Source organism: Nitrospirae bacterium YQR-1, from assembly GCA_039908095.1.
Taxonomy (GTDB): Bacteria; Nitrospirota; Thermodesulfovibrionia; order Thermodesulfovibrionales; family Magnetobacteriaceae; genus Magnetomonas.
Genome location: JAMOBJ010000021.1, coordinates 17098 through 38087, shown reverse-complemented (window position 1 = coordinate 38087; position 20990 = coordinate 17098). Strand labels below are relative to the sequence as shown.

Annotated in this window: 19 protein-coding genes; 7 read left to right on the top strand and 12 right to left on the bottom strand. The window is 42.7% G+C overall.

Annotation, left to right across the window (positions count from 1 at the left end; translation table 11 throughout):
• Positions 1-2: 2 nt before the first annotated feature.
• Genes H7844_10705 through H7844_10690 form a run of 4 tightly spaced genes read right to left on the bottom strand, consistent with a single transcriptional unit; the run spans position 3 to position 4303 of the window.
• Positions 3-1175, bottom strand: a complete 1173-nt coding sequence (locus H7844_10705) for an ABC transporter permease (protein ID MEO5357753.1) — start codon at positions 1173-1175, stop codon at positions 3-5.
• On the bottom strand, positions 1172-2326 hold the full coding sequence (locus tag H7844_10700) for an ABC transporter permease (protein ID MEO5357752.1): 1155 nt from the start codon (positions 2324-2326) through the stop codon (positions 1172-1174). Before H7844_10700 ends, H7844_10705 begins: the two co-directional genes overlap by 4 nt.
• Positions 2327-2379: 53 nt before the next feature.
• Positions 2380-3051: an ABC transporter ATP-binding protein gene (locus tag H7844_10695; protein ID MEO5357751.1), complete on the bottom strand. Its 672-nt coding sequence runs from the start codon at positions 3049-3051 to the stop codon at positions 2380-2382.
• A gap of 43 nt (positions 3052-3094) precedes the next feature.
• Positions 3095-4303 carry an efflux RND transporter periplasmic adaptor subunit gene (locus H7844_10690; GenBank protein ID MEO5357750.1) on the bottom strand — a complete coding sequence of 403 codons (1209 nt, stop codon included), beginning with the start codon at positions 4301-4303 and terminating at the stop codon, positions 3095-3097.
• Between the two features lie 304 nt (positions 4304-4607).
• Here H7844_10690 and H7844_10685 point away from each other — a divergent pair, with 304 nt between their 5' ends.
• A complete protein-coding gene (locus H7844_10685) occupies positions 4608-8246 on the top strand; it encodes an AAA family ATPase (GenBank protein ID MEO5357749.1) in 3639 nt (1212 codons plus the stop codon).
• Positions 8247-8249: 3 nt separating this feature from the next.
• Positions 8250-9596 (top strand): hypothetical protein, encoded by a 1347-nt coding sequence (locus H7844_10680; GenBank protein MEO5357748.1) that lies wholly within the window; start codon positions 8250-8252, stop codon positions 9594-9596.
• A gap of 72 nt (positions 9597-9668) precedes the next feature.
• On the opposite strand, the gene H7844_10675 is transcribed toward H7844_10680, so the two are convergent.
• The 7 genes from H7844_10675 to H7844_10645 form a co-directional block, all read right to left on the bottom strand.
• Positions 9669-9959, bottom strand: a complete 291-nt coding sequence (locus tag H7844_10675; GenBank protein MEO5357747.1) for a CAP domain-containing protein — start codon at positions 9957-9959, stop codon at positions 9669-9671.
• Between the two features lie 54 nt (positions 9960-10013).
• Positions 10014-10178 carry a hypothetical protein gene (locus H7844_10670; GenBank protein MEO5357746.1) on the bottom strand — a complete coding sequence of 55 codons (165 nt, stop codon included), beginning with the start codon at positions 10176-10178 and terminating at the stop codon, positions 10014-10016.
• A gap of 60 nt (positions 10179-10238) precedes the next feature.
• On the bottom strand, positions 10239-10607 hold the full coding sequence (locus H7844_10665; protein MEO5357745.1) for a hypothetical protein: 369 nt from the start codon (positions 10605-10607) through the stop codon (positions 10239-10241).
• The gene (amrA, locus tag H7844_10660; GenBank protein ID MEO5357744.1) at positions 10604-11113 is read right to left on the bottom strand and encodes an AmmeMemoRadiSam system protein A; all 510 of its coding nucleotides are present in this window, start codon (positions 11111-11113) and stop codon (positions 10604-10606) included. Before amrA ends, H7844_10665 begins: the two co-directional genes overlap by 4 nt.
• The gene (locus H7844_10655; protein MEO5357743.1) at positions 11113-12126 is read right to left on the bottom strand and encodes a polyprenyl synthetase family protein; all 1014 of its coding nucleotides are present in this window, start codon (positions 12124-12126) and stop codon (positions 11113-11115) included. Before H7844_10655 ends, amrA begins: the two co-directional genes overlap by 1 nt.
• Positions 12123-13187 carry an S-methyl-5-thioribose-1-phosphate isomerase gene (gene mtnA / locus H7844_10650; protein ID MEO5357742.1) on the bottom strand — a complete coding sequence of 355 codons (1065 nt, stop codon included), beginning with the start codon at positions 13185-13187 and terminating at the stop codon, positions 12123-12125. The genes H7844_10655 and mtnA overlap by 4 nt, the downstream gene beginning before the upstream one ends.
• Before the next feature lie 198 nt (positions 13188-13385).
• Positions 13386-15488, bottom strand: a complete 2103-nt coding sequence (locus H7844_10645; protein ID MEO5357741.1) for a TonB-dependent receptor — start codon at positions 15486-15488, stop codon at positions 13386-13388.
• Positions 15489-15691: 203 nt separating this feature from the next.
• On the opposite strand from H7844_10645, the gene H7844_10640 reads away from it, so the two are divergent.
• The gene (locus tag H7844_10640; GenBank protein MEO5357740.1) at positions 15692-16627 is read left to right on the top strand and encodes a MoxR family ATPase; all 936 of its coding nucleotides are present in this window, start codon (positions 15692-15694) and stop codon (positions 16625-16627) included.
• A gap of 116 nt (positions 16628-16743) precedes the next feature.
• A complete protein-coding gene (locus H7844_10635) occupies positions 16744-17502 on the top strand; it encodes a DUF58 domain-containing protein (protein ID MEO5357739.1) in 759 nt (252 codons plus the stop codon).
• Positions 17503-17514: 12 nt separating this feature from the next.
• On the opposite strand, the gene H7844_10630 is transcribed toward H7844_10635, so the two are convergent.
• Complete coding sequence (locus tag H7844_10630; GenBank protein ID MEO5357738.1) at positions 17515-18435, bottom strand: class I SAM-dependent methyltransferase; 921 nt, start codon at positions 18433-18435, stop codon at positions 17515-17517.
• A 356-nt stretch (positions 18436-18791) separates the two neighbouring features.
• Here H7844_10630 and H7844_10625 point away from each other — a divergent pair, with 356 nt between their 5' ends.
• The 3 genes from H7844_10625 (at position 18792) to flgG (ending at position 20986) form a co-directional block, all read left to right on the top strand.
• Positions 18792-19136: a helix-turn-helix domain-containing protein gene (locus H7844_10625; GenBank protein MEO5357737.1), complete on the top strand. Its 345-nt coding sequence runs from the start codon at positions 18792-18794 to the stop codon at positions 19134-19136.
• Positions 19137-19307: 171 nt separating this feature from the next.
• Positions 19308-20018, top strand: coding sequence for a flagellar basal-body rod protein FlgF (gene flgF, locus H7844_10620; protein MEO5357736.1), 711 nt, complete (start codon positions 19308-19310; stop codon positions 20016-20018).
• Between the two features lie 179 nt (positions 20019-20197).
• Complete coding sequence (gene flgG, locus H7844_10615) at positions 20198-20986, top strand: flagellar basal-body rod protein FlgG (GenBank protein ID MEO5357735.1); 789 nt, start codon at positions 20198-20200, stop codon at positions 20984-20986.
• Positions 20987-20990: the final 4 nt, after the last annotated feature.

Here is a 20990-nt window from a genome sequence, read left to right as displayed (position 1 = left end):
GGTTAAGCTGTCCTTAGCGAATCTACGATTTTCATCCGTGCCGCTTTTATAGCGGGAAGAACCCCTCCGGCAAAACCCATTATCAGGGAAAATGCCATCCCGCTGAGGATAATCTCAAAGTTTATAGAAAAAGTAAAAGCCAGTTCGGAAAATGTCTGCCAGTTCATTGTCGAGACGGTAAATAACTGCAAAAAGGATGCAAGAAATAATCCTGCAATTCCGCCTGCTCCCCCTAAAAACAGTGATTCAAAAATAAATGCCATAAGTATGCTGAAACGTCTGAATCCCAGCGCCCGGAGCGTTCCAATCTCGGCTGTCCTGGTTGCAGTTGCCGAATACATGGTTATCATCGCCCCGATTACCGCTCCCACCGAAAATATCAGAGTCAGAGAGAGGCCCAGAATTGTTAGAAATTTTGACATCATCTCAGACTGCTCCCCATAGTAGAGGTTTTCACGCTTAACGTCAACTTTAAGGCGCCGGTCACGGAGTATCCTCTGCTTTAGAGCGTCAAACATACTGCCGTCCTTAAGTTCAAAGATTACCGAGGAATATGCACTTTGTCTTCTAAAAAACTGTGAAAGCACATTTACATCACCCCATATTTCTGAGTTAAACCCTCTGTTTCCGGCATCAAATATGCCTACAATCACCCACTCCTGCATGGCAAAGCGCAGTCTCTGTCCAATCTCTGTGCCCTGAAACCCCTTTGCTATACTTTTTCCTATAACAATATCAGTAGAACCAACACGCGGCATCCTGCCCTCAATGAGTTTCACCACCGGCCTTAATCTGAATGATTTACCGGTTACACCGCGGATTACCACATTAGCCGGTTTAGCGGTTATCTTCTTTGGAAGGCTTATCAGCACTACTATTTCCCGTGCAGAGAGTTTTTCCCCGTCCGTGTCTGTTTTTGCATCGGAGTGGCTTTCGATAATGTCTGAGTCCTCGCGGGTTATCTGACTTTGCATCTCCACCCCGGCTGATTTTCTCAGCACTATAACGTTATCGTATGAGCCGGTAGTGACAAGTGTTTTGACAATTCCGTTAGAAAGCATCAGTATCGCTGTAAATACAAACACCACGAGGGCCATCCCCAGGGCGGTCAGAATTGTGGTCAGCCGCCGTCTCATAAGGTTTCTAAGGCTATATTGCAACAAAAGTGTTATCATGCAACAGCTCTTAAACCATCTGCTATTTTTATCTTAAATGTAACCCAAAGTGGTATGACACAGGCCAGAAGCCCCACAGCCAGAGAAATAATGACATCAAGTACTATCGTTTCAGTCGATACAATAAAAACCGGCAAAAACATGGACATATAATCACCAAACACTTTGACAACCGGAAATGTAGCCGCAATGGCTATAGTACCGCCGGTTGCGGTTATAAGCAGTGACTCCCCTGCTATCATCATAAATATAAATACCGGCTCAAACCCAAGGCTGCGAAATACCGTGTATTCCCGTATCCGCTCACGGGCCGTCATTGCCATAGTGTTGGTGACAACGGCAAGTATTATAAATATTACAAGGAACGAGACCAGTTGAACTGATATCAGTATCGCCTCAGTCATGGATACAAAACTCATCTGAAACGCTTTTTCAGTTTCGGTCAATGTTTCAGCCATAGAGTTTTTAAATAGTTTATCAACCATTTGTGATACCTCAGCGGCAAGCTCCGGTTTAGTGACTCCGATAATATATATTCCTGCAGTGTCAGCGGCTATTTTCATAGTTTTCATCCTTTCGTTAAGATAGTCCCAGTGAAAGAAAAACTGCGTTTCATCGGTATTTTTGTCGCGTCCTTTGTATATAGCGCGTATTGTGAAGTCCCAGTTGCCTGGGAAAATCGTACCCCTCAGAGTTACAATGTCACCAATTTTCCAGTTAAACCGTCCGGCAAGTTTAGCGCCTGCTATTGCCCCTTTTCTGTCTGTTAGAAGTTCCTTTCTCTGACTGCCTGAGACCAGAAACTCCGGATATAGCTCCAGATATGATTTCAAATCCATGGCAAAGTTGGCAAAAAAGTTTTTTTCGTCAATATAGACCCCTCCAAACCAGTTACCGAATGACACGGTGGATACTCCCTCAACTTGCCTTATTTTTTCTTTATATGAAACCGGCAATTGAAAATTGAGAGAAATAGCATTGCGTGTAATGAGACGGTTTGCAGCGGAGGCCTCAACCCCTGCATACCACGCATCCACAACACTACGCAGCATGCCGAAAGACAACACAGCTATTGTAACCCCAAGCATTGTCAGCACAGTTCGGAGCTTGTGCCGCAATGAGTTTCTGACTATCAGTTTTAAAAGAAACAATTATGTTTTCCGTCTTCTCCTGAAAAACGCTCTCCGAAAAAGATACCCGTTGCTCACGGAACTCCAGCTCTTCCAACATGATGGTTTTCAATACATTCCGTAAGGATGCCTTTGTCAAAGTTTCTGATAAGATGTGCCGTCTCGGCTGCCCTGGGGTCGTGAGTTACCATGATGATGGTCTTTCCGTGTTGTGTATTGAGCTTTATCATAAGCTCTAAGATGTCCTTAGCGCTGTGGCGGTCAAGGTCGCCGGTGGGTTCATCGGCAACAATTATAGTGGGGTCGGTAACGATGGCGCGTGCTATGGCAACGCGTTGCTGCTGACCGCCTGAGAGCTGGGACGGGTAGTGTTTGGCCCGGTCGGAGAGACTCACCACCCTCAGGGCTGCTGTTGCGTGCGCAAGCCGGTCTTTTTTACTAAGGCCTGTCAATATCAGCGGAAGTTCCACATTTTCCTGTGCAGTAAGTACAGGGATAAGATTATAAAACTGAAAAATGAAACCCACATGAGTTGCCCGCCATCGGGATAATTCACTGTCGTTTAATGATGTAATATCCACACCGCCGACTACTATGCTGCCTCCTTCTGAGCGGTCTATTGCCGCTATCAGATTTAAAAGGGTAGTCTTACCTGAGCCCGACGGCCCCATCAAAGCTAAAAACTCTCCCTCTTCCACAGACAGGTTTAACCCCTCAAGCACGGGAATCTTCTCGCTTCCGCGCATATATGATTTCCAAACGTTTTCTATTTCTACTATTGGTTTAATCTTACTTCTCTTTAATTTTAATTTTTTGGCCGTCTCTGAGTCTGGATATTTCAGATGAGGCGGCTCTGTCGCCTACCGTAAGGCCCTCTGTAATCTCAATCATATCACCTGGAAAGGTCTCACCGGTTTTTACAGCGGTTTCCTTTACAGTATTTTCCTTAGTAATAATAAACACCGACTGTCTGTTCTTTGAAACGGCAGCGGTGTTAATCACTATGCGGGGGTGTTTTTCAGAATCAGTTATAGCTCTGGACAGGAATGCAACCTTAGCGCTCATCTCAGGCAGGATTGCCGGGTCTTTATCAATAAAATTAACTTTAACAGTGACGGACCCTTTGGTTCTGTCTGCCGTGGGGACTATCATATGAACGTTTCCGCTTATGTGTTTATCTGGTATGGCATCCAGAGTTATCTCGCAAGGCCGGCCGTTTTTGACCTTTGCTATGTTGGACTCTGAGACGTCCACCTCCACCATAAGGGAGCTTAAGTCTGCGATGCTGACAACAGCGGCCTTAACGTTAGCGGCGGCGCCAAGCGGGGTGATAATGTCTCCGACATCGGCGTTTTTTGTAAGAACCACGCCGTCAAAGGGAGCACGTATTACTGTGTATTCAACTAAAACATCCGCAGAGCGCAGGGCTGCCCCGCCGGCTCTGATTTTAGAGAGTGCTGCATCTTTTTGAGCTAAAGCCGTCTTGTACTTCATCAGTGCGGTGTCGTATTCCGAGCGGGAAATAAAATCCGCCTCGGAGAGTTTTTTTAGCCGGTTATAGTTTAACTCGGCGTCTTTAAGCTGGGCGGCAGCCAGTGCAAGCTCGTTTTTAGATACTGCAAGGTTGGCTGATGCCTGTTGCCTTGCGCTGACAACATCGTCACTTTCAAGCCTTGCAAGTATATCGCCTTTTTTTATCCGGCTTCCTTCCTCAACGTTAATGGAAACCAGCCGTCCGGTAATTTTTGAAGAAACGGCGGATTTCCTCTGTGCAACCACATATCCGCTGGCATTTAGTACGGTTACCGGCTCAGACGGATACATTAGCGAGGCCACAGAGACGTCGATTTTCAGAACCCTGCCCGCATTGATGTAATATGCAACGGCTACGGTTATTAACAACAGCGCAGTTATGAAATAGAAAGACCTCTTGTGCCGCTTTTGTTTAACAAATGCAGTTTTCTCTATTTTAAGGTCACTGAGTTCAACATCAGGCATAAGCGATAATCTCCGGATATACCAAATTCAACTTATTACAGACATGCTATTTTAACAGATTTTACGACATTTGATGGGAAAAAATAAATGATGCTCTCCTCCCCGAAATCCGACATATAGGTAAGCAAACCGAAATTCGTCTGATAAAAAAACATAATGCTCTTATTATATTCTCTATGGTACAATTCTCTATATATTTGCAATATCTTATTATTTTTTGATAAACTATATTGCATCATCACTCAGACATTACAAGAAGATGATAAAGTTAATAATAAATATAAAAGGAATGGGCTGATAATTAATGAAATCACTAACTGCTGCAATTAAGGTTACGCTGGTTGTTACGGTTCTTTTGCTTTTAAACTGCAGCGGTAAGCCGCATGTTGCAGAAATTTTTTTGCAGCTTGGGCATTCTAACTGGGTAACCAGCGTAAGCTTTAGCCCTGACGGTAAATTTATAGTCTCTGGAAGTTTGGATAGCACAGTAAAACTATGGGATGCTGCCACAGGCTCTCTCATTCGCACTATCTCCGGACATTCTAACAATGTAACCAGCGTAAGCTTTAGCCCTGACGGCAAATTTATAGTCTCTGGAAGTAGGGATGACACAGTAAAACTATGGGATGCCGCCACAGGCTCTCTCATTCGCACTATCTCCGGACATTCTAACACGGTAACCAGCGTAAACTTTAGCCCTGACGGTAAATTTATAGTCTCTGGAAGTGAAGACAACACAGTAAAACTATGGGATGCCGCCACAGGCTCTCTCATTCGCACTATCTCCGGACATTCTAACACGGTAACCAGCGTAAGCTTTAGCCCTGACGGTAAATTTATAGTCTCTGGAAGTGATGATAAAACTGCAAAACTATGGGATGCCGCCACAGGCTCTCTCATTCGCACTATCTCCGGACATTCTAACAATGTAACCAGCGTTAGCTTTAGCCCTGACGGCAAATTCATAGTCTCTGGAAGTAGGGATAACACAGTAAAACTATGGGATGCTGCCACAGGCTCTCTCATTCGCACTATGTCCGGACATTCTATCTATGTAACCAGCGTAAGCTTTAGCTCTGACAGCAAATTTATAGTCTCTGGAAGTGGGGATAGCACAGTAAAACTATGGGATGCTGCCACAGGCGCTCTCATTCGCACCATGTCCGGACATTCTATCTATGTAACCAGCGTAAGCTTTAGCCCTGACAGCAAATTTATAGTCTCTGGAGGTTGGGATAGCACAGTAAAACTATGGGATGCTGCCAAAGGCTCTCTCATTCGCACTATGTCCAGACATTCTAACAGTGTAACCAGCGTAAGCTTTAGCCCTAACAGTAAATTTATAGTCTCTGGAAGTGAGGATGACACAGTAAAACTATGGGATGCTGCCACAGGCTCTCTCATTCGCACTATCTCCGGACATTCTAACACGGTAACCAGCGTAAGCTTTAGCCCTAACAGTAAATTTATAGTCTCTGGAAGTGAGGATGACACAGTAAAACTATGGGATGCTGCCACAGGCTCTCTCATTCGCACTATGTCCGGACATTCTAACAATGTAAACAGCGTAAGCTTTAGCCCTGACAGCAAATTCATAGTCTCTGGAAGTGGGGATTACACAGTAAAACTATGGGATGCTGCCACAGGCTCTCTCATTCGCAATATCTCCGGACATTCTAACTGGGTAACCAGCGTAAGCTTTAGCCCTGACGGCAAATTCATAGTCTCTGGAAGTAGGGATAACACAGTAAAACTATGGGATGCTGCCACAGGCTCTCTCATTCGCACTATCTCCGGACATTCTAACTGGGTAACCAGCGTAAGCTTTAGCCCTGACGGCAAATTCATAGTCTCTGGAAGTAGGGATAACACAGTAAAACTATGGGATGCCGCCACAGGCTCTCTCATTCGCACTATCTCCGGACATTCTAACTGGGTAACCAGCGTAAGCTTTAGCCCTGACGGTAAATTTATAGTCTCTGGAAGTGGGGATAACACAGTAAAACTATGGGATGCTGCCACAGGCTCTCTCATTCGCAATATCTCCGGACATTCTAACACGGTAACCAGCGTAAGCTTTAGCCCTGACGGTAAATTTATAGTCTCTGGAAGTGAAGGCACTCAAAGAATCTGGAGCACCGAAACGGGCAAACAAGTTTCAATAACGGCATATTTGCCCGGCAATGAGTGGATAACTTTTAATGAAAAAAAGCTCGTCTATAATTCATCTTTGCAAGGGGATGAATACATGGCTGTCAGATTTGACAACAAACTGCTGCCGATTTATCCACTTAAATATTACGGGAAAACGCTAAAAAGAAACGAAAAACTAATGTCGGAGTTTGACGCCATACAGCCGGTAATAGAACCCATGCCGATAAAACTCTGGCTGGATACAAGCGAAAATAAAAGGAGATGGGCGGGTGGAGGTTCCGTCTTTTTAATAACGACATTTGTCATCATGTATCTATTATTTGTCAGACGAACTGACCCTATAGTGGTAGCTAGAGAGTTTTTTAAGAAAGCCGGTTTTACAAAAATTACAAATATTAAAAAAGAGCTTTATATTTTACACAAACAAGGGGCACAGATACCTGTATTGGCCTCTCTTTGGAAAGATGGAAAAATCACAGGATGCACGCATATCAGCGCTGCCATTAAGGATAGCGTAAAATCAAAAATATATCTTATCTATAAAGAAGAGAAACACAACGTAAACGAGGGAGTGAAGAAATTAAGAACCAGCTACGGCACAGCGATGGATATAATCCCTCTCTACTCACCAATTCTAGAGGAATCGTTACAAGGTGCTAAGTGTGCGGATGATTTACAGAGACTTGAAAATCCATATACAACAAGAACCGATCCATATCTCGACAAAGTTGCAATTACCGATCCTGTGTGGTTTTACGGCAGAGCGGAAAATATCCAGAACATCTTAAGAGTTATTTCCCAGGGGCAGCATGTTTGCATATGCGGTCTCAGAAAAGTGGGCAAAACTTCTTTAACTAATCAACTTATTCAGCAACTGGTAAAAACTCCGACTGCTTTTATTTATTGCACTCCCACAGATAGTGCCCAATGGCTCTTTGAACAAATCCTGACTAAACTATATAATAAGCTTAAAGCCAACAATATAAAACACCTGCCTAAGATTCCCTCAATTATAAACAAGGATACTTTTCAAAGGCTGTTTTTGCACTATGTTGAAATTTGGAGAAAGGCAAAACAAGCCGAAAGGGTTATTATCTTTTTTGATGAAATAGATAAACTGTTTACCGACAGAAGAGTTAAAGACAATGAAAAGTCTCTGGCAGAATACGTAAACCTTTTTAGCGTGCTGCGTGGATTGGCTCAAACACACAATTGCCTTACCACGGTTACAACATCTTACAGACCGGATGTAAACAGACATAACAAACTTATTGAGACAATTCATGAAAACCCAATGTATAACTCGTTCCAGGAGGAGTTTCTTAGTTTTTTCAACTTAAATGACACCGTTACAATGATAAAGGAAATCGGGCTTTGGAAAGATATTTATTGGGATGATGGAGCAGCCGAAAAAATATTTGAATACACAGGCGGCGACCCTTTCATTTCAAGAGTGTTTGCAAGCTACGCAACAGACAAGGGAGAGATTAAGAAAGTTAGTATTAACAGAGTTGAAGAGACAGCCGGAATGATTTTAAAAACCTTTAGTGAAAACGAAGTCGGGGGGCATTACAAGGAATCAGTATTAGATGAAATGCGAGATGACGAAAAAGAGTTAATCAGACTTATTAACGCTGCCGGCATGGAGGGGTATCCTGAGGCAGGCAACCAAAAAGAACTCTTTGACGCAATGGCAAACATGAAGCGCTACACGCTGGTTGAAAGTATAGAGGGCAGAGTTTTTTTCAGAGCTAAGTTTTTCAGAGAATGGATAAAATGGAGGTCATAAAAAATGAAATATAACTTTACAAATCCGGAAAACGTATTTGTGGGGCACGATGACATTTTAGAAGAGATAAGGAACGGATTAAGAAATGGCGTCTCATTTGCTATCATAGGCGGAGACTGTACAGGGAAGACCGCCATACTGTTAAAAATCAAAAAGGAACTCAGCACTAACCCTTCCGTAAAGCCTTGCTATCTGGATATACGCACATTAGACAAAAAAATGACATTAAACGACCTGTATAAGAAAATTTATGATATAACAGTTAAAGGGCTTAAACAAACAGCGCCACCCTATACAAATAAAAATGAAGACAAATTTGATAATTTTTTGCATAACATCGAAAAAGCCAAATCTGCGATAAAATCGGAATATGGAGAAAACTGGCAGATAGTAATTCTGATTAACAGGCTGGATAAACTCTCACTGCGGTTACCTGACGAGACATTTTACGAAAAACTTAATTTTTTTTTAAGAGCCTCGGAATACAGAGACCGCTTCAGGCTTGTGGCGGCAGGCACAAAAACTCTTTCCAGCTTGATATATGCCGGCTCGTCGCTGAATATTCTAACGAAAAAGTACCTGGGTATAGTTACTGAAGAGGCGGCGAGGGCATTAATCGGATTTGGGTTTACACATGGGTTTTTACCGGAAGTAGAGAAATATTTTTTTGATCTGACAGGCCGCCACCCATATATAATGCAGGGGATTCTACAAAATGTCAAAAAAGACAATAACGTGGATATACATGACATAAACAATGCTAAAGAGACATTTTCACCTCAATGCGATAATTTTAGAACATGGCTTACCGAATTCGATAAATATGTATGTACGGTTTATTACTGTCTCTCAGAGGCTGAGGGTGGAATGCTTACGTATGAAAATATAAAGAGAGGCGTTCACCCCGATGTGACACCTCACGTAGATGACAGCCTGACCACCTTAAAATACCACGGGGTTATAGACAGAAGCGTTCATAGCAGACCCAAAATAGCAGGTGAAATATTTAAGGAGTGGTTTAAAGACCATTGCCCAAAGGGAAATATTATTTTAACTGAAAGATCGGCTTTGATAAACGCACTAAGTAATATCATCAAAGCTGTTAATGACTCTGCACTAAATGACACCGATAAGACCACTGCAATCAGTACATTGAATCAGGCCGTGAAAAAACTTCAAGCCACCGGCAGTGACGACACAATAGATAAGAAAGGCCTATCTGACAGCATAAAGGGAATTCTACAAACCTCCGGTACGATTCTAAAAACATCAAAAGACTATATTTCAGGCGCAGAAACTATCGGCAAGTTTATAGGGGATGGGGTTAACTTACTTGCCGGTTTGCTTTAAATGCAGTTAACTCCGGCAGATAGTTTTCTGTCATCTTAAGATGCAGAGAAAAGACTGGATTGTAGCGAGGTATTAGTTTTTTTTCTTTCCAAAAACCACGACCCAGTAGTTACCCTTGATATTTTTTTCAGCCGGTTTCTCCCTGGATATAAGAGAGGCGCCAACCTCCGCATAGTTTGGATTCATAATATTTGAGCAGTGGGCGGGACTATTAAGCCAGTCCCTTACAACAGCTCCGGGAGTTTCCTGCCCCAGTGCAATATTCTCTCCAACAAATCTTAAAGGATACCCCTCTTTTTCTACCCGCTCTTTAACTGTCTCACCCTTTTTGGATTCATGTGAGAAGTAATCATTGGCAGACATATCTTGTGCGTGCGTGCGCGCTGCGGCTGAGAGTATTGCATTACAGGTAAGCGGCTACGTTTTTCTGAAAGCATCCTTGCCGCATGCCCTTGCTTCCGCCCTTGCTTCATTTATTGCAGAAAGAAACCTTTTGCATATGATGTCATCTGAGGAAAACACCACATTAGCACAATAAAAGCTCATCAGTGTAAATAATAATAAAAAAGCAGTTGTTTTCATTTTATTTTCGTATAATTCCATCCTGAGTTTAGATATTGAATTAAATTATATAAATACTCCCTACTGCGCCGGCTTTGGTGTTAGCAGTGTATCCGGTTGAATCAGCTGTACTCCCGGCTGAATTGGTTGGACTCCCGGCTGAAACAACTGAACTTCCTGCTGCACAGGCCGGACTTCCTGCGTTTGCTTAACGACGGATAACTTATCTATTTTAATACTGAGGGTTTCAAAGCGGGCCGACATAGTCTCTATTTCTTTTTTTAAACTTTCTAATCTGCTGCGTTCATTATAATAAAAAAACCAGCCGGAAAAAGTAATTATTATAAAAAAAAACAGAATAACAATATGTATAACAGAGTATTTATTCTTTTTATCTCCACCTGATTCCGACTGTTCAATTTCGAGCTCAAGTTTCGTCTTTTCCGTCAAAAGTATCTCCTGACTTCAAACTTAAAAATCTCCACATCTGTATCATGTGGATTAATACCGGCCTTCATTTTAGTAATCCTTAATTGCTCCTCCACGGTGTCCACACCCTCAAGGGCCGGAAGCAGCAGAGCACGTCTGTTGCCCTGTGCCACTATGACGCCATACTTAGCGGGGTCAAGCTCAGAAATGCCATCTACCTTCACAGGACTGGTAAGGACGTCAACTGAGTACGTTATATCTTCCAGTTCATCAGAGCGTACCGGAGAGAATCGCGGGTCATCGGTGGCAGCCGACAGTGCATTTCTGATTATCTCCCATGCAACATTTTCACGAACCGGATAGAACGTGCCTATACAGCCTCTGAGTTGCCCGGCTTTCTTTAGGGATACAAAAACCCCTGCACGCTCTTTCATCTCACTACCCATATCATCCGGTGGAGTTATCATCACCTTGTTTTTAACGTACTCTGATATGGCCTCTTTGGCTAATTGTACAAGCGGGTGCATTATGTATTCCTCTTCATGGCGTAATCTGCAATTAACATAAGTGCCTCTCTCTCAGGAGAGTCATCAAAAAAGGAAGCAATTTCTTCTTTTGCCTCGCTGACGATTTCCCCGGCCTTTGTGTATGTTTTTTCGATAATGTCATATTGCCGCAGCAGAGAGATTATTCTTGCCATATCCCCTGCGATTTCAGTTTCCGGCTTGCCCTCATCTATAGATTTTATTATCCCTGTAACCTCCTGCCTTTCCGCCTCATCTGCATAGTTGAGAAGATATATAAGTGGAAGTGTGATTTTTCCCTCGATAAGGTCTTTGCCAAGGCGTTTTCCAAGGAGGTTTTCATCCGCTTGAAAGTCCAGAATATCGTCACACATCTGAAACACTATGCCGCACTTAAGGCCAAAGGAGGTAAGGGCCTCCACTTTGTCTGCCGGTACATTTCCAAGCAAGGCGCCAATCCTGCATGAGGCGGAAAAAAGAGAGCCGGTCTTTTTTGCCACAATGTTTATATAGTCATCCTCTGCGATAGAGGGGTCGGCTATTTTTTGTAACTGGAGAATTTCGCCCTCGGTCATCTTTGTAGCCGCCTGAGCGATGGCCTCGATGATGTGGTGGTCATTTTGTTCAACGGCAATCCTGAGGGAATTGGCATAAAGATAATCTCCAACCAGAATTACCACCTGGTTTCCCCATATAGAGTGAGAGGTGGTCTTACCGCGGCGGACGGCGGCGCCGTCAACTACGTCGTCATGCAAAAGCGAGGCCGTGTGAATAGCCTCTATCACACCGGCAAATATATGGCTCTTGTTGCCGCTATAGCCGGCAAGTGCGGCGCTCATTACTAAAAACAGCGGCCTGAGACGTTTCCCCCCACCCCCTATTATGTGTTGTCCTATTACCGGTATTAAGACGGCATCACTTTTGAAAATATCAGCCAGCCTCTTTTCGACTTGTTTTAATTCATTGTCGTATTTGTCAAATACGTCCTGAACATTCAATAGTTTTTTGCCTTTCAAGGTCTTATCCTTATTTTTTCAAAATCAAAACCATGTTCCTCAAGATAATGTATATCCTCGGGCCTGAAAGCCCCCTTTTCCGTTATTATAGCAGTTATGTACCTTGCAGGTGTTACATCAAAAGCAATGTTTCTTACTTTAACACCATCAGGAGCTATTTTACACTTGCCAAAGATATTTGTTACCTCGCCGGAGTCTCTTTCCTCTATAGGGATACTATCGCCGTTAGCAAGTGTCAGGTCTATGCTGCTAAGTGGTGCTGCAACATAAAACGGAATGTTATTTTCCTTAGCCAACACGGCTATCGAATATGTTCCGATTTTATTGGCCACATCGCCGTTTCGCACCGTCCGGTCAGTTCCTACAATACATAAATCCACCTCGCCTTTTTTCATAAGCGCCCCTGCCGTGCTATCGGTTATCAGGGTTACGTCTATGCCGTCCTGCATGAGTTCCCATGCAGTGAGGCGTGCTCCCTGAAGCACCGGTCTGGTTTCATCGGCTATAACAGAGATGTTCTTGCCCTGTGCCTTAGCGATACGCATTGGGGCGGTTGCCGTGCCAAATCCGCCTGTAGCAAGTGAGCCCGCATTACAGTGGGTAAGAACCCGGCTGCCGGGCATGATGAATTCCGCTCCAAACCTGCCTATGGTTTTATTTATCTCTATGTCTTCATTTAAAACCGATATGCCGTCTTCAATCAATAGTTCTTTTATCTTCTTTACGGGTAACGACTGGTTTTTCTTAAGCAGCTCAGCCGCCCTCTCTGTTGCCCAGCGGATATTTACCGCCGTGGGGCGGCTATCCAGCAAATCCTTAAATACCGGCGCAAGTTTGCCGGTCAACTCTGCGCCGCTTGCCGCCTCTGTTGATTTTGCAGCAAGGGCAATTGCCATAGATGATGCTATTCCAATAGCAGGCGCCCCTCTTATTGATAGATTCTTTATACAATCCACAACCTGCATATAGTGGGTACATTTAATATAGGTTACCTCTGTGGGAAGCACCCGCTGGTCAAGTATTGCAACACAGTTGTGCTCCCACCTTAAAGTTTCTACCATTTCAATATGTCTCCTTCAGTCTTTATAAAAAACACCAGTTTATATAATATACTATCATGGCAAGTAACATAAAGGTGGTAAGCAAAATTTTCTAAATAATTGTTATATTGAAAAATTTTCCCCCGACTACGGAGAGTTTAAGGCAATTACACTGAGGATTGTTTACTTAATGAGGCCTAAAAGTTTGGAAATAACATCTTAAAATCTAAACCTTATACCGCCTAAAAACCACCTGTCAGGATTATAAAAAGCAGAAGAATTATATTGTTCTCCGTTGAACATGTTGTACGCCGACAGGTATAGTTCAGTTGTTACAGTATCGCTTAAGTCTATTGCTTTAGTTAGGTGCAAATTTAAGATTACGTCATTGTAGTGGGCATCATAAGTAAAGCTTTTGTTCCATCTTATGTAGTGGGCGGCAAGTAAGGCCTTAAGTAATCCAATTTTTTCAAACTTTAGCGTAGCATTGTAGTCATAAGACGATGTTGATTCATTGGTTGATGGCAGATAATCCCAGACATAGGTTAAATTGTAGTTAATTCTGAAGTATTTGAATATAGGTACCGATGCCATCTCAACAGAAAAACCTTTTCTTCTGATAGTGTCCTCATTGCGGTAAGTGCTTGTGTATGAACCGTCTGTGTCTGTAAAATATACTCTTTTAAGTGAATTTCTTATATCATGATAAAAAGCCGTTGTCTTAAACGAGATGTAATATATGTGTGTTGTTTCTATGCCTGCCTGATATGAGTATATTTCAACAGGTTTTAAATCAGGGTTTGGCTTTAGAAACAAACCACCGGTGGATGTGCCGGAAAGAGTGGGCGAGGTAAAGCCCCTTGCAGTAGTGGCTCTGAATAATGTCATGTTATCAAGCTCGTAAGTAAAGCCTATGCTCGGACTCACAAAATAACCGTTTATGTTGTTATAGTCATATCTTATTCCCGGAATAAAACTTGCTTTTCCTAATGAGATGGTATCGTTAAGATAAACTGCATATTTTGTCACTGTTGTATCTGCAGAAATAAATGGAGCTGCTCCATAGGATTGCAATATGCTTCCAACATCTATATCAGTCTTAACCATTGTGTTTTTTATATCAGTACCAAAAACAACAGAATGATTGCTTGTTTGCCATACGAGTTTAGCGTCACCGCCGATTGTCTTTTCAATAGCAGAATAGCCCAGATACAAATCCCCTGTAGTCTTTGGGTCTTCAACTCCCAAGACATAGTTTAACTGGCCGTTTTTAAGCTGTAAAGAGTATATAGATGTGGAGAATTGTAATTCAGAGTTTATTTTATAATCCATGGAAAGTTTACCTAAAAAATTGTTTTGTAAACCTTCACCTTTTAAATCGAAATCTTTTAAATCTCCAAATCCATCTTTTGTTTTTGTATAAAACAGGTGTAGATTAACTTTCAAAGTATGATCGGGGTTATAACTGAATTTGGAAAATAAAGTGTTTTTATCTAAAGCTCGATTATTTGTCATGCTACTGCCGTATTGGCGTCCAGCGTCTAAGTAATAATGCATTCTAAGTTTCTCGATAATACCCCTTGCCTCAATATTGTAATCTTGAATATTATTACTGCCATAGAGTACCTTTACAGTCATGTCAGGTTTATTGAAGTTACGACCGCGGGTTTTTGTAATTATATTTATAACACCGCCTAAAGAAGAGCCCCAGACTGATGAGGCCGGGCCCCTGATTATTTCTATTTTGTCTATTATTTCAACCGGAATGGAATTTGTAATTCCAACGCCGCTGTTTAAATTATTTAATTCCACACCGTCTAAGAGCACCAACACCTGATTTTCTAATGAGTTATTTATATGATACAAGCCAGGGCCGCCGAAGTTCTGTCCGTTATGTTCCACGAAAAAACCCGTGACGTAGTTGAGGAGTTCCTCAACAGTGCTGGCGTGAAATGTCTCAATATCCATTTGTGTTAAGATTGAGTAATCATAAGGGGTTTTTTTAATGAATTGTCGTGACCTTGTAGGGGTTGAAATGGTTGCGTTGTCGTCAGTCACAGCAGACATATTATACTGTGTGGGATTAAGAGCAATTTTAAGCAATACGCCGGCCAACTCCCTGTCATAGGCGCTTGTAGAGTTATCCTCAATGATTTTTCTAAGCATTACAGGGTCTTTCTCTACACTATATGGTGATATATAATCTTTTGTTGTGTTGTCTTGCTCAGCAAAAGAGCTTTGGCAAACGGCAGCGGAGTAAAAAAGTAAAAAGACAAACAAAATCAGCCCTCTTTTTATGTCAGCTTCAAAACATTTAAGCATAATAACCTCCTGTTGCTAAAAACATATGGAGTCAGACAAACAAGCCTACGTCTAAATAAAACTATTATAAGATAGTATCTTAAAAAAGTCAACTAAAGTTTTTAATAATGATGTCAGCCTGGTTATACCAAGTAGCAGTCATGGCGGTAAAAAACCATTTTTTTGCAACTTAAAGGCAGCTTGTGTTATCATGGATGGAATATATGCCGGAAATTAAAAACGAAATCATTGCCGGGATTTTAAGGGAACTTTCAAAGTATCTACAGGGTAAGGAAAAGGCTTTGAAGCTTTCTCTGATAGCTTTTTTCTCGCGTGGACATCTGCTGATAGAGGATCTGCCGGGGCTCGGTAAGACCACATTGGCTATCGCAATAGCACAGGCTCTCGGCCTGTCATTTGGCAGGATTCAGTGTACAAGCGACCTTCTGCCTACAGACATAACAGGGCTTTCCATTTTCAAGCAGGGTAAGAGTGAGTTTGAATTCCGTAAGGGGCCTATTTTCAGCAACATCGTTTTGGTTGATGAGATAAACCGTGCTACCCCTAAGACCCAAAGCGCACTCCTTGAGGCTATGGGAGAGAAGCAGGTTACTATTGAGGAGACAACGTATAAGCTTGCCAGACCCTTTTTCGTTATAGCAACTCAAAATCCGATTGAACACTATGGGACGTTTCCACTGCCGGAGTCGCAACTGGACCGTTTTATGATGAAAACCGGCATAGGTTACCCTCACAGGGCTGCGGAGATGGATATCATGAGGGGAGGCAGCAGGCGGGAAGCCCTGTATTCGATAAAACCGTTTTTAAACACCGGGGAATGTATAAAAATCCAGGACAGCATACGTAAGGACGTCTATATCTCTGAGAAAGTTCTTGAGTATTCAATTAATATAATAGAGGCAACACGAACCAGCAAATACCTTATAGCCGGGGTATCCACCCGCGGGGCCCTTGCCCTTGCCAACACCGCCCGGGCAAACGCTTACTTTAACGGCAGGGACTATGTAATCCCCGAGGATATTAAAGAGCTGGCGGAGTTTACCATCCCCCACAGGGTACTTTTTAAAGAAGAACCCGACTCAGTGAGCAAAAGGGAGATAATAAGATCGCTTTTAGAGAAAATCCCCGCCCCTCTGTAATAAAAGTAAATAAAGCCGGCACTATTTACATTGTTTTATCAATAGTTATCGGTGTTTCGGCCACCAACACGGGCAATAACCTCATATACCTTATAACGGCGGCTATTTTAAGTTTTATGGCTGTATCCGGTGCATTTGGCAGAAAGAACATCTTTAAACTTCAGGTTGAACTGGGATTTCCCGATGAGATGTATGCTAAGAGGGACTTTACATTGCGTGTTAACTTAATCAATCATAAGGCATATCTGCCAGCCTCGCTTGTGAAAGTTAAAATTGAGGGCAATGAAATCATGTTTCCTTATGTGGGGCCGAAGTCAGGAGATCAAAAAACCCTGAATATGCAGTTTCCCAAAAGGGGACCTCTTACCATTGACTCTGTGGAGGTTTCATCGGTATTTCCATTTAATCTGTTTACCAGATACAGACAGCTGGAAATTAAAACGGAAATTATCATATACCCGGAGCCTCAAAAGTGTACAATTTCTGCGGTAAGCGAAAAAACAAGATTGTCCAAAGGTGAGAGTTCATCAGACAGAGCCGGCTATGATTCGGATATCATATCGGTTCGGGATTATATACCAGGGGATCCACAGAAATACATTCACTGGAAGGCAACGGCACGCACAGGGGCGCTTAAGACCAAAGAGCTGTCATCCTTAACTTTTGAGCCGGTTGTGCTTGATTTTGAGCTCCTCCCTGCTGCTTTACCGCCGGAAGCTAAAATATCCTGTATTACATGGTTGGTAATTGAGCTATCTAAAAAGAACACGCCCGTGGGGCTTAAAACCAAAGGTAAGTTCTTTAAGCCAGATACCTCAAATACATCAAAACGGGCTATGCTCAATTACCTTGCCCTTATGCCGGCATCAGTGTAGGGAATGGAGATTCTACAGATCGAAAGACTTCATGGCGGCTCTTCTGTTTGTCATTGTGTGGTCAACGTTTGACATAAGCGCCTCAGGGTTTTCTTTAAGTGCTTTGTACTTTAATTGCATTGGTGAGCTGATTTTTTCAACATCACGTAGTTTTTTTAAAATCACACAGTTGAACAACTGGCTGTAGCTTTTAAAAAACATATCGGTATAGTCTGCTGCGTGGTCGTAGAGATAAAATCTGAAAAACCTCTTGTGAGCCTCAACTATATAGGACTCCAACACCTCAAAGCCGTTTAAAGTGTAGAAGTCATGAAACAAAGTCGGGCTTAACTGGTAAAAACCATGATTTAAAAAATTATCGGCAGGTGTGAAATGCAATACCAGTGCGCCGGGTTTTGCCGCTGAAACTATGTTTACAAGAACTGATTTTATATCAAAAATATGCTCGAGAGTGCCGGCATCTATGATGAGATTGAACCTGCCGCGGAAGCTCTCGGGGAAGGGTTCCTCAAGGTCATGGAGTATCTTAGGTTTATCAAAATCATACTTATCAACATCGTAATAGTCACTTTCTGATATTCCCAGAAACTCAAAAAACGTACTCGCATGGATAAAGTCACGCGCTTTAGGATTTCTCAACACAATAGATGTGCCGCTGTAGCGGCGAATTGTTTGAGGATTTGTAAAAGCTACGTCCTCCGTCCTAAGCCACCGCATAAGGTCATGCTCGTCAGCGTAAATATCCTGATTACCCAGAGTTAAGACCGGCCCGGCAAGGCCATATTTCTTTTTGCTACGGATTATCAGTTTTAAAAAGCTCTGCTGAAGTCCCATCTTATCCTCCTGCTGTTGATTGCCAAGTTTATTTCCCACCCTAAGAGCAAAATTAATTCCCCGCTTTTTAGTTAATAAATTATATAACTCAACCTGCAATTAAGTCCACCTATGAGTGTCCAGCACCTCCTTTTTTCTGATAATGAGGCGGCTGGGAGCAAGCGGCGCATCGTTACTCTTTTGACTGCAACCAGGGCTGAGAGTTTACAGTCATTTAATTGACAGTACACACTTAATAAAAAGAAAAATCCGCAGCCTGTATGATACACGGTATTTTACTTATTTTGTTAAGTTACTGATAATACAAGATTATTTATTGTTTAACAGAAAAAACCACCCACAATTGTCAAAAAGTAAATTCTATGCCCGCTATGGCACTGTTATTGCATATATGTTTGTTGTGAAAAGTAATGAAGATAGTCCCTTAATATTAATTATTAAATACGGAGGGAGCGATGGATAAGCAAGTGTTTAGTGCAAAGGTGCCGGCTGAGAAAATAACGGCCGACGACATCAGGGCCGAAATGGTAAGGTTTGAGAAACTTATTGACAGTGCCTTTAAGAGACTCAACAGACAGGTGGAAATTCTTGAGGCGATAGAGGCCTCGGTTGAGTTAAAAATCGCCAATCTTGAACGGCTTATGCAAATGAACGATTGTATCAGCAGCCAGTCAAATGACGGTAACCGCCGCTACGAGGTCATAGCTCTGGCACGCAGGGGACTTAAGATTGACGAAATAGCCGACATCCTCGGCATCACAAAAGGTGAGGTTGACCTTATCCTCAACCTCGAGTTTTGAGACACTCTGCTGTTTTAATCCGAGGGAGCCGGAAAACTTTTCCCGTCTCCAGAAAAGAATGTACCGCAAAGAGCCTGACAAAGCAGTCCTAAGAAGCTAAAAAAGGCTTTATTTTTAATAAGTTACATTATTGGCATAATATTTGCAACTCAAATATTTGGAGCGACTAAAATGTACAAAGGAATATACATAGCTGCATCCGGTGCAGTGTCAAAGATGAAAGAGCTGGAACTTGTTTCCAACAACATAGCCAACTCCAACACCTATGGTTATAAACTTGACAGAATGGGTTTCAGAGATTTTCTGCTTACTGAGCTAAACGAAATGCAACAATACAACGACGGCAGAGATATGACTTACCACTCCGGCATATACACAGACCGCACAATGGGCGGCCTGATTCATACCGGTAATCAACTTGATGTGGCTATAAACGGTACCGGATATTTTGTTTTAGACGGCAATAAATACACAAGAAACGGTAATTTTAAGGTTAACTCGGAAGGATTCCTTGTAAATGACGACGGAAGGCTTGTGCAGGGAACTAACGGGCCTATTGAAATCCCAAATGGAGATGTTAACGTCAGCAGCAACGGTAATATCTCAGTAAACGGCGTGTTTATGGACAGACTTCAGATTGTTGATTTTGCCGACCCCAAGACGGTCTATAAACAGGGGGATAGCACTTTTGCCTCTCAAGAGGAGGCCTTTCAATCAAATTCAACTGTGGAGCAGGGGCATCTGGAGACCTCTAATGTCAACATTGTAAGGGAAATGGTCAACATGATTGAGCTCTACAGAGAGTATGAATCACACCAGAAGATTATGCAAGCTTTCGATGAGGCCACAAGTAAGGTAACTAACGACATGGCAAGGCTATAATGACAACAGGGTTATACCAAGTAGCAGTCAAAAGAGTAACGAGGCGGCAAGGAGAAAGCGACGCTTCCCCTTACAGGGGATTCCCCTTTAGGGGAGACGTCAAGGAGCTTTCAACGAAGCCAACAAAGTTAATCGAATGAATGCAACTTGGTATTAGAGGTTTAAGGAGGGTATAAGGAATGCAAAGATCACTTTTTATAGCGGCAACCGGGATGACGGCACAGCAGACCAATATTAATGTTATATCAAATAATCTGGCTAACGTAAACACTTATGGTTATAAGCAAGGAAGGGCGGAGTTTCAGGATTTAATGTATCAGGCTATTATAAGCCCGGGAGCTCAGACGGCCGAGGGCATGGTATCCCCTACAGGCGAACAGATAGGCCTTGGCGTAAGGCCGGCGGCTGTTGGAAAAATATTTAAACAAGGTGACTTTATAAATACAGGTAATGAAATGGACCTCGCTATCGAGGGTCAGGGCTTCTTTCAGATTTTAATGCCCGACGGTACAATTGCATATACCCGTTCAGGTGCTTTTAAATTAAATCAGGACGGCAACATTGTCAACGATTCAGGGTATCCCCTTGAGCCTGCCATAACGGTACCTAATGACACTGTATCTTTTAGCGTCAGCACAGACGGCATTGTGTCGGTGCTTCAAAACACTCAGACCAGCTATACCCAGCTTGGACAGATTGAGCTTGCCAGATTTGTCAATCCCTCAGGGCTGAAGGCTTTAGGTAAAAACCTTTTTCAGCAAACCGACGCCTCAGGGGCTGAAACCCTGGGGACTGCCACACAAGACGGTTTCGGCTCCATAGCCCAGGGATTTTTAGAGACCAGCAATGTCAGTGTTGTCGATGAAATGGTTAACATGATAGTGGCACAGAGAGCGTATGAGTTTAACTCCAAAGCCATACAAACGTCTGATGAAATGCTCCAGACTGCTAATAATCTCAAGAGGTAACGGC

Coding starts and splice junctions, on each gene's coding strand:
- H7844_10705 (MEO5357753.1), bottom strand. CDS start 1,175: ATGATAACACTTTTGTTGCAATATAGCCTTAGAAACCTTATGAGACGG.
- H7844_10695 (MEO5357751.1), bottom strand. CDS start 3,051: ATGCGCGGAAGCGAGAAGATTCCCGTGCTTGAGGGGTTAAACCTGTCT.
- H7844_10690 (MEO5357750.1), bottom strand. CDS start 4,303: ATGCCTGATGTTGAACTCAGTGACCTTAAAATAGAGAAAACTGCATTT.
- H7844_10685 (MEO5357749.1), top strand. CDS start 4,608: ATGAAATCACTAACTGCTGCAATTAAGGTTACGCTGGTTGTTACGGTT.
- H7844_10680 (MEO5357748.1), top strand. CDS start 8,250: ATGAAATATAACTTTACAAATCCGGAAAACGTATTTGTGGGGCACGAT.
- H7844_10675 (MEO5357747.1), bottom strand. CDS start 9,959: ATGTCTGCCAATGATTACTTCTCACATGAATCCAAAAAGGGTGAGACA.
- H7844_10670 (MEO5357746.1), bottom strand. CDS start 10,178: ATGAAAACAACTGCTTTTTTATTATTATTTACACTGATGAGCTTTTAT.
- amrA (MEO5357744.1), bottom strand. CDS start 11,113: ATGCACCCGCTTGTACAATTAGCCAAAGAGGCCATATCAGAGTACGTT.
- mtnA (MEO5357742.1), bottom strand. CDS start 13,187: ATGGTAGAAACTTTAAGGTGGGAGCACAACTGTGTTGCAATACTTGAC.
- H7844_10645 (MEO5357741.1), bottom strand. CDS start 15,488: ATGCTTAAATGTTTTGAAGCTGACATAAAAAGAGGGCTGATTTTGTTT.
- H7844_10640 (MEO5357740.1), top strand. CDS start 15,692: ATGCCGGAAATTAAAAACGAAATCATTGCCGGGATTTTAAGGGAACTT.
- H7844_10635 (MEO5357739.1), top strand. CDS start 16,744: ATGGCTGTATCCGGTGCATTTGGCAGAAAGAACATCTTTAAACTTCAG.
- H7844_10625 (MEO5357737.1), top strand. CDS start 18,792: ATGGATAAGCAAGTGTTTAGTGCAAAGGTGCCGGCTGAGAAAATAACG.
- flgF (MEO5357736.1), top strand. CDS start 19,308: ATGTACAAAGGAATATACATAGCTGCATCCGGTGCAGTGTCAAAGATG.
- flgG (MEO5357735.1), top strand. CDS start 20,198: ATGCAAAGATCACTTTTTATAGCGGCAACCGGGATGACGGCACAGCAG.